The sequence below is a fragment of the Flavihumibacter rivuli genome (genome assembly GCF_018595685.2).
Classification (GTDB): Bacteria; Bacteroidota; Bacteroidia; order Chitinophagales; family Chitinophagaceae; genus Flavihumibacter; species Flavihumibacter rivuli.
Genome location: NZ_CP092334.1, coordinates 1,581,944 through 1,595,107 on the forward strand (window position 1 = coordinate 1,581,944; position 13,164 = coordinate 1,595,107).

The 13,164-nt window shown below is 45.7% G+C and carries 13 protein-coding genes; 1 reads left to right on the forward strand and 12 read right to left on the reverse strand.

Annotated features, from left to right (window positions below):
* The first annotated feature begins 87 nt into the window (after positions 1-87).
* Positions 88-1,002: a hypothetical protein gene (locus KJS94_RS06960; protein WP_214446589.1), complete on the forward strand. Its 915-nt coding sequence runs from the start codon at positions 88-90 to the stop codon at positions 1,000-1,002.
* A gap of 75 nt (positions 1,003-1,077) precedes the next feature.
* Here KJS94_RS06960 and KJS94_RS06965 read toward each other — a convergent pair whose 3' ends face one another.
* The 12 genes from KJS94_RS06965 to KJS94_RS07020 all read right to left on the reverse strand — a co-directional run bounded on the left by KJS94_RS06965 (position 1,078) and on the right by KJS94_RS07020 (position 13,158).
* On the reverse strand, positions 1,078-1,959 hold the full coding sequence (locus tag KJS94_RS06965) for an aldo-keto reductase family protein (RefSeq protein WP_214446590.1): 882 nt from the start codon (positions 1,957-1,959) through the stop codon (positions 1,078-1,080).
* 5 nt (positions 1,960-1,964) lie between these two features.
* Positions 1,965-2,975 carry a Gfo/Idh/MocA family protein gene (locus KJS94_RS06970; RefSeq protein WP_214446591.1) on the reverse strand — a complete coding sequence of 337 codons (1,011 nt, stop codon included), beginning with the start codon at positions 2,973-2,975 and terminating at the stop codon, positions 1,965-1,967.
* Positions 2,976-3,079: 104 nt separating this feature from the next.
* Positions 3,080-3,562: a PssE/Cps14G family polysaccharide biosynthesis glycosyltransferase gene (gene pssE / locus KJS94_RS06975; RefSeq protein ID WP_214446592.1), complete on the reverse strand. Its 483-nt coding sequence runs from the start codon at positions 3,560-3,562 to the stop codon at positions 3,080-3,082.
* Positions 3,559-4,026 (reverse strand): glycosyltransferase family protein, encoded by a 468-nt coding sequence (locus KJS94_RS06980; RefSeq protein ID WP_239804321.1) that lies wholly within the window; start codon positions 4,024-4,026, stop codon positions 3,559-3,561. The genes pssE and KJS94_RS06980 overlap by 4 nt, the downstream gene beginning before the upstream one ends.
* 65 nt (positions 4,027-4,091) lie before the next feature.
* Positions 4,092-5,057 carry a glycosyltransferase family 4 protein gene (locus KJS94_RS06985; protein WP_214446593.1) on the reverse strand — a complete coding sequence of 322 codons (966 nt, stop codon included), beginning with the start codon at positions 5,055-5,057 and terminating at the stop codon, positions 4,092-4,094.
* Between the two features lie 48 nt (positions 5,058-5,105).
* Positions 5,106-6,491, reverse strand: coding sequence for an undecaprenyl-phosphate glucose phosphotransferase (locus KJS94_RS06990; protein WP_214446594.1), 1,386 nt, complete (start codon positions 6,489-6,491; stop codon positions 5,106-5,108).
* Positions 6,492-6,558: 67 nt separating this feature from the next.
* Positions 6,559-7,485 carry a polysaccharide deacetylase family protein gene (locus KJS94_RS06995; protein WP_214446595.1) on the reverse strand — a complete coding sequence of 309 codons (927 nt, stop codon included), beginning with the start codon at positions 7,483-7,485 and terminating at the stop codon, positions 6,559-6,561.
* A 24-nt stretch (positions 7,486-7,509) separates the two neighbouring features.
* Positions 7,510-8,661 carry a glycosyltransferase family 4 protein gene (locus KJS94_RS07000; protein WP_214446596.1) on the reverse strand — a complete coding sequence of 384 codons (1,152 nt, stop codon included), beginning with the start codon at positions 8,659-8,661 and terminating at the stop codon, positions 7,510-7,512.
* 30 nt (positions 8,662-8,691) lie between these two features.
* Positions 8,692-9,633: a hypothetical protein gene (locus KJS94_RS07005; RefSeq protein ID WP_214446597.1), complete on the reverse strand. Its 942-nt coding sequence runs from the start codon at positions 9,631-9,633 to the stop codon at positions 8,692-8,694.
* Positions 9,634-9,649: 16 nt separating this feature from the next.
* Positions 9,650-11,077, reverse strand: coding sequence for an MBOAT family O-acyltransferase (locus KJS94_RS07010; protein WP_214446598.1), 1,428 nt, complete (start codon positions 11,075-11,077; stop codon positions 9,650-9,652).
* Between the two features lie 37 nt (positions 11,078-11,114).
* Positions 11,115-11,861, reverse strand: a complete 747-nt coding sequence (locus KJS94_RS07015; protein ID WP_214446599.1) for a GNAT family N-acetyltransferase — start codon at positions 11,859-11,861, stop codon at positions 11,115-11,117.
* A 127-nt stretch (positions 11,862-11,988) separates the two neighbouring features.
* Positions 11,989-13,158 (reverse strand): glycosyltransferase, encoded by a 1,170-nt coding sequence (locus KJS94_RS07020; RefSeq protein WP_214446600.1) that lies wholly within the window; start codon positions 13,156-13,158, stop codon positions 11,989-11,991.
* Between the last annotated feature and the right edge of the window lie 6 nt (positions 13,159-13,164).

The following is a 13,164-nucleotide window of genomic DNA, read 5'->3' on the forward strand; positions in this document are numbered from 1 at the left end:
CCTGCCGGCTGCTGGTCAACATACCTAAATGCCGGGAAATTCCGTTAATTTTTATAGTATTTTGTGGACCATTAAACCAATACCGACTTGAAACTAGACCATTTACTCTGCCAGTTCCTGTATCAGCAAAAAAAACTCAGCCTCCCGGGAATAGGGACTTTCACTGCAGACGCATCCTTCAATTACCAACAGGATGAAAAGAACAAACAACCCATCCAGGGCATCCACTTCGATAATAAGGCAGACCAGCAGTTCAGTGAAGAATTGATCGCCTACCTGCAAGCCCAAACAGGCAAAATGAGGTCTTTGACCATCTCTGACCTTGAATCCTATGTAATGCTGAATAAACAGTTCCTCAACATAGGTAAACCATTGTACCTTGAAGGTATTGGCACCCTGGTCAAGACCAAGGAAGGCTTATTTGATTTCACCCCTGGTGAAAGACTAACCGACCGCGTAGAAGATTTTCGTTCAGAAGCCCGACCCCTTACTGAATTTGAACAGACCTATTCCAATACCTCCCAATCCGGTTCCTCAAGGGGATTGGTCATCGGCCTGATAACCGTTATTACCCTGGGGTTGATCGGATGGGGCGCATGGTTTCTTTTCCAGCATAGTAGCCAAAAGGAAACCCAGCCTGAAACTTCTGCAATTACCATTGACACCCTGGCCACACCAGTGAATCTTGATACAGCAACCAAGGCCTACCAACCGGACAGCGGTATTGTATCGGGTATTGATAGTGCTGTTGCTGTAGCATCCCAGCCACCTGTAACGGATAGCACCAGCCTGAAATTCATCATCGAAGAAACCAACAGCAAGGCAAGGGCTTTAAAGCGGTTCAACCAGTTAAAGGAACTGGGTAAGAACATCAGGATGGACACCAGGGATTCTTCAAGTTTCAAACTCTACTTCCTGCTTTCGGTAAAACCAACGGACACCACCAGGATCAAGGATTCGCTCAGAATTTTTTACAATAGCAGGATAAGGATAGAAAAATAAAAAAAGACCGGCAGTGCCGGTCTTTTATATTACCACAACAAATTGACCCAAAATGGCCGATAAGCTTATTTAGGTTCAGCGCGATGCAACCTGCTTGTACTTCTCATCATATTGGTGGATCAGGGAAATGGTTTCCTCAATATTGATCTTTGATGAAGCCCCAAACAGGATGGATTCAATATTGGGCAAGGAACACACATATTCTATGGCTTCCCTTGGTGACACTGCCCCACCTGCCAGCACCTGCATGGCAATCGCCCTGAACTGCTTGGTCTTCAAGGTATGCTCATAGAGTTCCTTGCCACCTGACATCCTGAAGCCTACCTTATTAATGGACGCACAAATGACGGGATTCCTGACCTCTGTTTGCTCAAGCAAGGCCACCAGTTTTGGCATGTTCATGGTGATGAACCCCGCTTCTGCATTATATTTCTTGGCGATGTATTTATGGAAAGCCACCAATACATCGGTCATGCCCAGCCCGATCAGCAGGTCGGTCACAACATTCTGAAGGAAAATCACAGGGGTGTTGACACCCTTGAACATCTTCATTTCCGCATCGATCAACAGTTCCATGATCGACAAGTAGTCTTTGGAGAGGAAGGCAACACCACCCTTGAATACTGAACCAAAGAAATTACCCGGAACATATTGCTTGATGGTGCCTGCGATCCCAAGTTCAGTAACCGCATTCGCATACTTGTGCGCATAGGGCATACATGGGAAAACATTATAGGACCGGTATTTCTCCGGGTGCTGACGGATATGTTCACAAATATTGGCAATCCTGTCATGTGTGGTACACATGAAAGTATTGGAACCCGCTGCTATAGCATAGTCCAGCGTCCTGATGATGGCACTATCCTCCTTGAACTTGATGGACTGCGCCATTGATTTATCATCCGATATATGGTTTACAGCAAAAAACTGGTTATCGCCAAATAATATTCTTTCCATTATGATTATTGTTGACCGTTACGAATAAGTTGAATGGCCTTATCGGTTTGCAAGGCACTTTCAAATGTGTTGATGGAATTGGGAACCTTACCTTGTACAGCCTTGATGAAATGATCGATCTGGGCTGAATATTCTTCCCCCCTGAGGTAAAAATCAACCCCTGGTGTCAGGTCGGTCAGGTATTTCACATTCCAGCCCCTGGAATAGCCTTCCGGGCATTTTGCCTGGTTGAAATACACCTTCAATTCATTGGCATCTGAGATAATCTTTCCACTGGTTCCACTAATGGTAACGGAAGTACTCATCTTCCGGTAGGTCTGGTCACTCCAGTTAACCGATAGCATCCCGGTAACTTTATTCGACAGTTCCAGCAAAGCAAATACGGCATCATCAACATTCCTGGAATAAACCGATTTGAGCATACTGCCCTTTACTGCCGTAATGGGGGCAAGCAGGTAATTGATCAGGTCGATCACATGGGAAGCATAATCCATCAGGCATCCCCCCCCTTCAGCAGGGTCAGACCGCCAGGTATCCTGCTTTGGCTTTACTACAACAGGTCCATACGCCTGTCCATGAAAATGGTAGATGTCACCAATCCAGCCACCTTCCAATAATTTCTTCACTTCATTGAAAGTGCCAAGGAACTTGTTGTGATAACCAACCTGGTTAACCACCCCCTTTGCCTTTGCTTTCGCCACTAATGGCTCACCTTCGGCAAGGTTAAGGCAGAAAGGCTTTTCTGAGAACACATGGATATTACGGTCCAAAAGATCGTTCACTATTGCTGCATGGAACCTTGTGGGTACAGCAACAAAAACAGCATCCGGTCGCTCTGCATCGAGCATTTTCTTATAATCTGTGTAACAGGGAAAAGCACTATACTTTTCCAATGCATCTACCAACATTTTTGATGTATCACAGACCCCTACCACCTTTACATCCGGGTGTGCCCCCAGGATGGCAAGATGGGATATACCCATTTTTCCAATACCAATTAAACCAACTTTTACCATAGCGTTTTTTCTTTTAATACTTGATCAACAATGCCTCTCTTCAGAGCTACCAGCTGTTATTGTTTTACAAAGGATTACTTGTTTTGATTTCCGAACCCTATTGATCAGGAATGGATGAAATCACGCAATGATTTCACCAGTGAGTCAGAGGCATACTTCCCGATCGTTTTGCCGGGCAGTTGAGCGCCCTTATGCAACCTGATAAGGATGTCCTTTAATTCGTTTTCATCATTGGCCACCTCAACATAGCCCATTTCCTTCATCTTGTTTGCAGTGGCCACCTGGTGGTCACTCCTGTGCTCATTGAAGTCCTGGATCCGGGGGATCACGATGATGGGTTTGGCAATCACCAATGCCGACAGGATCGTACCCATTCCTGCATGTGCCACAATCAGGTCAGCACTCTTGAAATACTCGTCAAAACGGGAAGGGGATAAAAAATCCAGCAATTCAAAGTTCTGTGGGCTATACTCGCCTTTCATGGCTTGTACCACGAATGTCATATCCGGATACTCGGACAGAAGTTCGTCTATACATTTGACCAACCGGTCAAATGGTTCCTGGGTTCCTGTTGTTACAAAAATCATCCTATCACATTTCCGCTGTAAATAATTTTCCCTTTGGCCAAATGCGGCCATTGGGTATATGCCCTATGGGCTATCCGGGAAGCAATCCTTCCACTTAAGGAAAGACGCTCCACATTGGCTATACTGTCGATCCAAATGGTCCGGACACCCTGGATCCTTGCAGCCAAAAGCGCCAGCATCCCCGGTGCAGACCCAGTAGTGATCACCACATCGGGCTTCATTTCCCTGATGATCTTGTAAACGGTAGAGAAGCTCTTGAAAATGGAAAAGATCTTCTGACGGTTAAAGTCCGGGAAGTAATGGAATTTATATCCTTCCACCATCTGGCCGAGACCATCCCTGGTAGAAACAAACTCTACATACGAACCTTCAAATACAGGCATTAATCTCAACAGCTGTATCCAGTGCCCGCCTACCGACGCTATGGCCAGTATTCTCTTCTGCTCAGTTGAACTTGTTTTCAAATTACAGTTTTAGGTTTCTAGGGTTGCAAATAAAACTATTCTAATATAACGTAAAAATACGGTGCCTATTTTCCCTGATACATTTCAAAAACTTTCCGGCAAACAGTGCGCTGGTCCAATTCAAGGTCAAAGATCCTTTGCCTCAAACCTTCCTTCCGGCCCTGTGATTCCGCCAGTTTCGCCAGGTCCCGGACAAAACCCTCCTGGTCCTCCTTATCATGGACACTGCAACCGGGAAGTCCTTTCAAGGTCTTCTCCACATCCCCCACCCTGGTTGCGATCACGGGAAGGTTACAGGCCAGCGCTTCTTTCACCACCTGGGGCGATGCTTCGGTAAAGGAGGTCAATAAAAGGCAATCTGCCTGCTGTATTATCTCCCGCACCTGTGCCCTATTGCATTTTACGAGCACCTTTTCCTCTACTTCGATCTCTGTTTCCGACCTGAGTCGTTGAACGATCTGCTGGAACAATGGGTAGTTCTTTACCCAACGGGCGGGATCCCCAGGGAAAACAACAGTGAATTTCCCATTCTTGTAAAATTGGTCCCTGTCCGCAGGCTTAAAGAAGTCAGTATCGATCCCGCAGGGAATGAGTACGGGTTGGAGTCCTTTCTCCTTAACGGCCTGGTATATCCTTTCATTGATGGCGACTACTTTCCCAACCTTGCGGGCAAGTGCATGGGAAATCTTTACCTGCCATTTTCTTCCCTGGTCGATAAGGAAATCACCTCCATGGTAGGTAACAAAGACCCTTTTACTTGGATACCAGAAATTCAACAGGAGGAAAAGCCCCGACAAACCATAATGGATATGTACGGCATCATACTTCCTGCTGGCCAGCATCCAGTTGATCACCACAATGGATTTAAGGTACTCCCAATAACCCCAGTATTTGCGGTTACCCCTAATGAAATAGATTTCCGGTTCCACACCAAAATTCTCCTTCAGGTATTCCACCTGCTCCTTCACGAAAATGCCATAATAGTCATTCTCGCCCTGGGGATACATATTGGTTACATACAGCACTTTCATGGATAACAGGGTGTGGTTATTGGTTTCCGTGGACAATTTGACCAGTCATTAAAAAGCATTCTTATCACCCTTGATGGAGACCAGGATGGTTAGGAAAATGATCTTGATATCCAGTCCGATTGTCCAGTTTTCTATATACCAAAGGTCGTGTTCAACACGCTTCCTTAATAATTCATTGTCAGTGATCTCTCCCCTGAAACCATGTGCCTGTGCCCAGCCTGTAATACCCGGCTTGGCAAAGTGGCGGATCATGTAGTCTGTATAAAGGTTGGAGAAGTCCTCGGTATGCTTGAGCATATGTGGCCTTGGGCCTACAACCGACATGTCACCCAGGAACACATTGAAGAATTGGGGCAATTCATCAATATTGGCCTTCCGCATAAACCTTCCCAGGCGGGTGATCCTGCTATCGCCACGGGTTACTTGTTTGATATTCGCTTCATCATTCACCTTAAGGGTCCTGAACTTGATGCAGCGGAAAGGCTGGTTGTTCTTGCCTGAACGCATTTGCAGGAAGAATACCGGCCCTTTGGAATCCAGCTTGATCAGGATAGCGATGAGGGGTATTAGCCACGACAGGATGAACACGATCACGAAAAAGCTGAATACGATATCGAACACCCTCTTCTTGATCCTGTTACCGGTATCCTCGAGAGGCTGTCGCCGGAGTGAAAGCACAGGGATATCATTAACAAAGTCAACAGAGAAATTCCTGTTGACAAAGATCCTGTAATCCGGAACCACCTTGAAATAAATAAAGTTCATTTCTGCTTCCTTCGCCAGGTCATACAACTTAGGATAACTTTCCGGGGCGAGGGTACAATAGATCTCGCTCACATGATTCTCCTTAACAAATTTCATACAGTCATCAAGCCCTCCTAAAATCCTGACCTCATCATGATGATCTATTTTTTCACCAGCCTCAAAGCATCCCATGAAATTGACCAGTTTGGCTTCATCCTCGAAATACTTGACCAGTCTCCTCGAGATGTCGTTATACCCAAGGACCACCACCTTCTTCTCAAAACTAAACTGCCTCTTAAGGGAGAAGACCAATACCTCCAACACCAGCCTGTTGACCAGCAAAAGGGCGCCAAATGCAGCCATGCTTACCACCACATAAAACCTTGAATAGGGGTAGCGGTAAAGGAAAAGGAACACCATCAGGGCCAACACCATCAACAGGAGGCTCTTGATGGTTAGCTTGAGGAAGGTCGAAAAGTCGAGCCAGTTTTTCTGTAGGTATAGTGCTGTCAGGTAAACAGCAGCTAACCAGGTTATGTTGGCCACTGCAATAAGCAGGTGATACTCCAGCTGGTAAAGTTCATCGTTCTTCAGTACAAATACACCTACCAGGAGCATGGCCAGGTTGAGACAGATGATGTCCCATAGCCACAACAGGTTTCGGTAAAGGGTAAACGATAGTTTGTACATATATAGGGGTCCTGTCTTCTAAACGAAAAAAGAATATAATTATTTATTTATTACCACAAATCTGTCATCAAAAGAAAGAATTCAGTTGAGCCCTCGGATCAGTAACCTTTATCTTCTGGTCCTTTTCCTTGAAATACCGTTGCCACAAGCCCAGCATTTTGGCCAGGTTCTCCATATCCCCGGATTGCTCATTGAGGGTATAACGGGGTATCAATAGCCTGTTTACCTTGTCCAGCTCAACCTTGCCTGCATAGGTGGTGAATCCCAATCGATAACCACACTGTCCTGCAAGCTTGATAGTAGCATTGTCGAGGTTTCCATTGGGGTAGGCTATATACGTTACCGGCCTCCCCAGCCATTCCTCCAACTGGCGCTTCGATTCCTTCAGTTCGAACTCCTGCTCTGTTTCAATACACTGGTCAAGCAAGGGATGGTTAACAGTATGCGACCCAATGGTGATCCATTTATTCCTGGCCAACATACCCAATTGCTGCAGGTCCACGCAAGACCTGTTAAGTTCATATTGCTGCTTAAGCAGGCTGATCTTTTCCTTGAAGATCGTATTTGGTATCTTCTTGAATGCCTGAACGCCTTCAATACCTGTAATGGCCTCCTGTCCTTTTCTCCCTGCATATTCCCACCAATAATTCCCTGAAACGACGGGTTCGGTCGGCACAAAAATGGCCAGGGGAACCTGTTCATCTTCAAGCAAGGGCAACAAGTCAAGGTTTGATTTCCAACCATCATCCAGGGTGACCAACGCTATCCTTTCTTCTGTCTTTCCCTTTTGGAGCAGCGCATCAAATTCAGCCAGGGATATGATCCTGTATCCCCTCCGGCGAAGCCATTTGACCACCTTGGCCATCAGCTGTACCGATGGGTTGTGCAGGGTAATGGATAATATATTATCCTTACGGTTACCCTTAAGGTAATGGAGGCTGATCAATGCCAGGCCAATGGTCTCTTTGATTATGCGCTTGATGAAAGCTCTCATGTACTGATTTACTTATTAGGCACTTTACCTTGATGAAAGTACCTGCTTATAATAACCGATGGTCTGTTCCGCTACAGTTGTTGGTGCATACTTCGCGATTGCTTGTTCATGTGCAGCCTTGCCCACCCTATCTAGCAATGCATCATTATTATACACTTTTTCCAGTACAGATACAAGCGCATCCTTACTGCCTGATTCAAATAAAAATCCACTTACACCATCCTCCACCATTTCCGGCACTCCACCCACTGCTGATGCGATCACGCACCTTGAGGCCGCCATCGCCTCTTCTATGGCAACGGGTAAGGTCTCCTGCTTCGAGGGGAGGATAAAAATATCAGCATCGGCAAGGAACCCTGGTAATTCATCCTGGGGTTTCCAGCCATGCAGCTTCACTACCCTTTCCAGGTTATTGTCGGCAATGAATTTCTTGACCTTCAATTCATATGGATCATTCTTTGCAAAACCACCAATCACATCAAGTTGGAAAACCTTGCCTTGACCGGTAAGGTCAGCCAGGGCTTCTAATAAAAGGAGAATATTCTTCCGGTCATTGATGACCCCAACGTATAGTAACCTGTTCGCATGTTCCTGTCGGGGAGGTATCGCAAAGAATTTTTCATTCACCGCATTGTAAATAATGGGAAACTGGTCCATCCTGTCCTGCCCCATCAGGGCTTTGGAATACTTTGAAATGCAAATGGTATGAAAGGGGGCCAGCCTGTCATTCACCCAGGCATAGAGGTAATAGGTCAACTTTCCCTTCAGGGTAGGTTGGATCCTGGCCTCATGACTGGGAATCCCATGTACGGTAAGTACAGATTTCCTGCCCAGATACCCTCCCAGTGTAGTGAAAAGGAAGAACCCGCCTATCTGGTAATGCACAATATCCGGATTATACTCTTCTATATTCCGTTTCAGGATGCCGCTGCCTCTTACAAGGTAGCTCAGTGCCTTTGATGGAATTGAACCATAATTGCAATACTTGATATCAACCTGTTCGTTTAGTCGCACAACCGTATCCTTCGCCACTTCATTATTCAATGTCAACAGCCTTACCTGGATATCCTTTCCTGCAAACCCCCTTAATAAATTAATGACAGCTGAATGCACACCACCTTTAATGCGGTTGGTATCAACTGGGAAATCGGGCACAAGCATCAGGATCCTCATCATGGATTAGGGCGTTTTCACTGGGGGCAAATATTATTTTACATTGGTCAATATGCCGGAACGGGCTATACTGTCGGCACAAATAGCTGAAAACTCATGTGCCGCACTATCATTGAGATGGTGGTAGTCGTCAAATTTTCCTTTCTGTCCAACATACCGGGGATCCTTTGCATAATCAAGGTAGAGTACCCCTTCCTGCTTTGCTATCTCGGCAACTTTTGCAAGGCTTGGATCACGGTAACCATAGTTATCGAAATAAGGGGAAGTGATCACCACCACTGGCACCTGCTTAGACTTACAACTCACCAGGAATTCCCTGAATATTTTTTCCAGGTAAGGATCCAGCTCATATTCCTTCTCCAGTTTCCTTTGCTCCGCTTCCCGGTTCATGGTACGCTTCAGCGGTGAATACCCTGCTGCATCAAGGTAAGACCGGTCCTTCTTCAGGTTATTGGCTGCAATCATGGGAAACAAACTGTTGAACGGATAGATCGCTGAAATGACCTTAACCTTTTCAAATGTAGTACGGTGATCAAGGACATCACGCATTTCAGGGTGTCCCTTGTAAAAGGGCAGAAGGGAAGAGAGGTAATCATAGCCTCCTTCTTTCTTCTCCAATTCCCTTTGGCTGATATCCAGTACAACCATTTTGGGTGTGTAGCGCTTGAGGGTAGCTTGCAGCACACTATACCCGTAAAGGATGAAGTTCCCATCCCTGCCCGTATTAAAAGCCGTCATGGAAAACTTGTCTGTGAAAACCCTGGGGACATAATGATGACTGGCCCGGGAAGAGCCGAAGAATAAGATTTCCTCCTTGGTCTTCTCCACTGAATAGATCGTGTGGTAATCTATGCCGGTTTGCTGGGAAAAATAAAATTTCTTCAGCGTGTTACCCAGTGCAAGGTCCAACAACAGGAACGCTGCGACCAAAATGAGGAGACGCTTCGTAAATATGATGTATGAATTGCTATTCATGTCTGCGTTGCGGTAATTAGAACTGGAAATAAATGAATTGACTGCCATCAAATACGCCCATCAACAGGATCAGCAAAATGATCGCCAGGTAGGTTGAATACCTGATCACAGGATTCCTGTTTTCCATCAGGGAGAAGGCCTTGCTGAAATATTCCTGCTTGGTTTCCACCAATAACAACATTAGGATGCTTAGCAAACAGAAAAACATGGTGGGATTTGATGTATAGACCGGTCCTTCCAGGGTGAACATCTTCTTGATAATGGTGACTGCTTCTGAAAGGTTCCTGGCACGGAAGAACACCCATGAAAAACAAATGAGCACAAAGGTGAACCCGATATTGATAGGCTTCATAATGAAGGCTGGGAGCTTAACCGCAGACTTAAGGTTCAGCTTATCCAATACCCGGTCACGTACGAGGGCTGCTACCAGGTATATACCATTCAAGCCTCCCCAAATGACATAGGTCCAATTCGCACCATGCCATAAGCCACTGATCAGGAAGGTAAAGAAGAGGTTGAAATATACCCTGGGGAGGGCCACCCTGTTACCTCCTAATGAGATATAGAGGTAATCCCTGAACCAGGTGGACAATGAAATATGCCAGCGCTTCCAGAACTCCGAAATACTTGACGCAAAATATGGCCGGTTAAAATTCTTCATGAGATCAAATCCCATGACCCTTGCGGAACCTATGGCAATATCTGAATAGCCCGAAAAGTCGCAATAGATCTGGAAGGCAAAGAAAACAGTAGCGATAATCAGGGTTAACCCACTATGGTTTTCGGGAAAGTTATAGGCCGAATTGACATAGATGGCCAACCTGTCCGCCACTACCAATTTCTTGAAGAAGCCCCATAACATAAGCTTCAGGCCACTCACCACCCTGTTGATCTCGAACTCATGTTTTACATAGAACTGCCAAAGGATGTTTTGGGGCCTTTCGATCGGGCCCGCTACCAACTGCGGGTAGAACATCACGTATAAGGCATAAATGCCAAAATTCCGCTCGGCTTTATGGTGGCCACGGTATACCTCAATGGTATAGCTCATTGCCTGGAAGGTATGGAAGGACAAACCGATAGGCAGGAGGATGGTCAGGTAGGGAACAGGGTTTTCCTTTCCTAACTGGCCTAATAAAAAGCCAAGGTTATCATTCAGGAAGTTATAGTACTTGAATACCGCCAATACGCCAATATTGGCTACCAGGCTCATCACCAGCCACCATTTTCGCCTTGCCCCACTTGCATTTTCGATCAGGATACCGGCGTAATAGTCTATGACAATAGTAAAGCCCAGGATCAGGATATAAATGGGCACAAATGCCATGTAGAAATAGCAACTGGCCATCAATAATAGGAACCAACGGTACTTATGTTCCAACAGGAAATAAGCCGAAGTCACTATTATGAAGAATATGACAAATTCTATTGAATTGAAAAGCATATGGGAGACTTGTTCAGTACACTAAATTATCTAGGGATCATTCAACCTTGCCGGTCAGGCCAAGCATCCTGGACACTTTCCGCATCAGGTAATAGCCATAACTATATACATTCCTGCAGGGCACCACTTCCCCCCCAAATCCCATCTTGAATTCATTGATGCCTTTCAGGTCCTTCTGTTCTGTATCCTTTGCTATACCCCCAAAATCATAGGTCTCAATACCCATTTCCTTAAAGGCAATCATATCCTTATAGTGAAGGTATTTATTGGCCTTGCCCACCCTGTTACGTTCTATATTATCCTCCAGGCGCCTGGTAGCGGAATGGAATGTCCTTACAATCTTGGTATCCTCATCTACCAGGTAACTATGTACCGCCAATACCGTACCCTGGTATTCCGCAAAACTCAGCTTAAGGAATGGCTTCATTTCCATCATTCGTTCAACCGTTACCGTATGGATATTCTTAACCTTCGCAAACTGGTTAAAGAAATCTACGAAAAAAGGTATATCATCACTGAAATAACAGGTGATGCCTTCCTCTTCCGATTGCCTGATCTGCTGGCGGTAGGATTTCTGGAAGCTGCCATGGAGGGTTTCAACCGGCTGCCTCAGGTCTATCTCAAGTGTATGGGAAATATCTTCCACCCCCTTTAATTCCTTTCCCCCTGTATTCTTGACATGATAATAAACATTGGGTAAGAAGCTGTCCAGGAAACCCTGCCTTGCTATGTACCAACTAACCCCTACTCCTATTCCCGAATAATTCATTCTGTACTTGATCATAATCGAACTTTCACTATGGATTCAATAAATTTTACGATATATATGAACGTTATTTCCCCTGTTTTATTCTTTTTTTACTGCATCATTCCCCTGACACCTACAGAAAATACCCGATAACGGGTAATGGTCAGGAGAAAATGAACTGCCTCACCTGTTCAGCCAGCACCTTATGGTCAAATGTCTGCATTCCCAGTTCATGAGAAGCGGCCCCAATACGCTCTACCTCTTCCTGATGGCTGATGGCATACTCCAGGCAACCAGCAAACCCTAACACATCAAAATCATCGGCCAGGATCGCATTCTCCCTATCCTTGAAATACCTTGCCACCTCTCCGTAATTAGTTGAAATGATCGCCCTTCCAGCAGCACAATATTCGCCTATCTTATGTGGGAACCGCGCCTTGTCCTGGAAGCTATTCCTTAAGGGGATCAATAATGCGTAACTGTCCTTGTACAACTGCACCAGGTCCCGGTAGGGCAGGCCGGAATAGAGCCTGATCTGGTCCTTTTTCCTCGACTTGCCGATCACCTCCCGAAGATGCTCCAAAGCCTTGGGATTCCCGCTGCAAACAAGGCAGAGGTCTGCCCCATCAATATCCATCCGATCAAAAGCATCCAATACAAATTGGATCACTTCAAAATAATTGGTGCTGCCACAAAAAAGGAAATAAGGGGAAACATCATGCCTTGGAATAGCGAACTGCCCAAAATCAACAATGGCGGGAATCTTCATCAAGGGCTTTTCAGGTGACACCTTCCTTACCCAGTCGTACAGGAAATCGCTGATCACGATGACCTTATCCGCCAGCTTGACCGAATACTTATCATATAAGGATTCATCCTTCCGTATCCACCATTTACGGTTGATCTTGATGGAGGAATTGAACTCAACTGTGTCGATGACTACAGGCAGCCCTGTCAACTTTCCAAGAAGGGAATAAAAAAACACATTGGAGACCTTATTTGTAGTCACCAACAAGGCATCAACCTGCTTTCTCCGGGCTGACCTGACAATAAAAACCGCCTCATTGAAGAGGGCCTTTATTTTGGTAAGGTTCCTTTTCAGGAAACCATTGCTCCTGTAGGGGGTGCCGGAACAATACCTGTAGGGTATTCCCTCAAATTCACCCACCGCTTCCAACTGATGCACAGATGGATCATGGATGGCATCCCGGCAAAGTACAGTCACTGCACATTTCTCCCTATCCATCCCCTTGGCGATCAGCTTTTGCCTTTCCACCTGTGCCAGTCCATAAGGGAAGCCACTATAACCAACATAGAATAATTTCTTCTGCATATACGG

Excerpts from the sequence above, each read along its gene's own strand:
- KJS94_RS07010 (WP_214446598.1), bottom strand. The coding sequence starts at position 11,077 with ATGCTTTTCAATTCAATAGAATTTGTCATATTCTTCATAATAGTGACT.
- KJS94_RS06985 (WP_214446593.1), bottom strand. The coding sequence starts at position 5,057 with ATGAAAGTGCTGTATGTAACCAATATGTATCCCCAGGGCGAGAATGAC.
- KJS94_RS07015 (WP_214446599.1), bottom strand. The coding sequence starts at position 11,861 with ATGATCAAGTACAGAATGAATTATTCGGGAATAGGAGTAGGGGTTAGT.
- KJS94_RS06995 (WP_214446595.1), bottom strand. The coding sequence starts at position 7,485 with ATGAGAGCTTTCATCAAGCGCATAATCAAAGAGACCATTGGCCTGGCA.
- KJS94_RS07005 (WP_214446597.1), bottom strand. The coding sequence starts at position 9,633 with ATGAATAGCAATTCATACATCATATTTACGAAGCGTCTCCTCATTTTG.
- KJS94_RS06990 (WP_214446594.1), bottom strand. The coding sequence starts at position 6,491 with ATGTACAAACTATCGTTTACCCTTTACCGAAACCTGTTGTGGCTATGG.
- KJS94_RS06965 (WP_214446590.1), bottom strand. The coding sequence starts at position 1,959 with ATGGAAAGAATATTATTTGGCGATAACCAGTTTTTTGCTGTAAACCAT.
- KJS94_RS07020 (WP_214446600.1), bottom strand. The coding sequence starts at position 13,158 with ATGCAGAAGAAATTATTCTATGTTGGTTATAGTGGCTTCCCTTATGGA.
- pssE (WP_214446592.1), bottom strand. The coding sequence starts at position 3,562 with ATGATTTTTGTAACAACAGGAACCCAGGAACCATTTGACCGGTTGGTC.
- KJS94_RS07000 (WP_214446596.1), bottom strand. The coding sequence starts at position 8,661 with ATGATGAGGATCCTGATGCTTGTGCCCGATTTCCCAGTTGATACCAAC.
- KJS94_RS06970 (WP_214446591.1), bottom strand. The coding sequence starts at position 2,975 with ATGGTAAAAGTTGGTTTAATTGGTATTGGAAAAATGGGTATATCCCAT.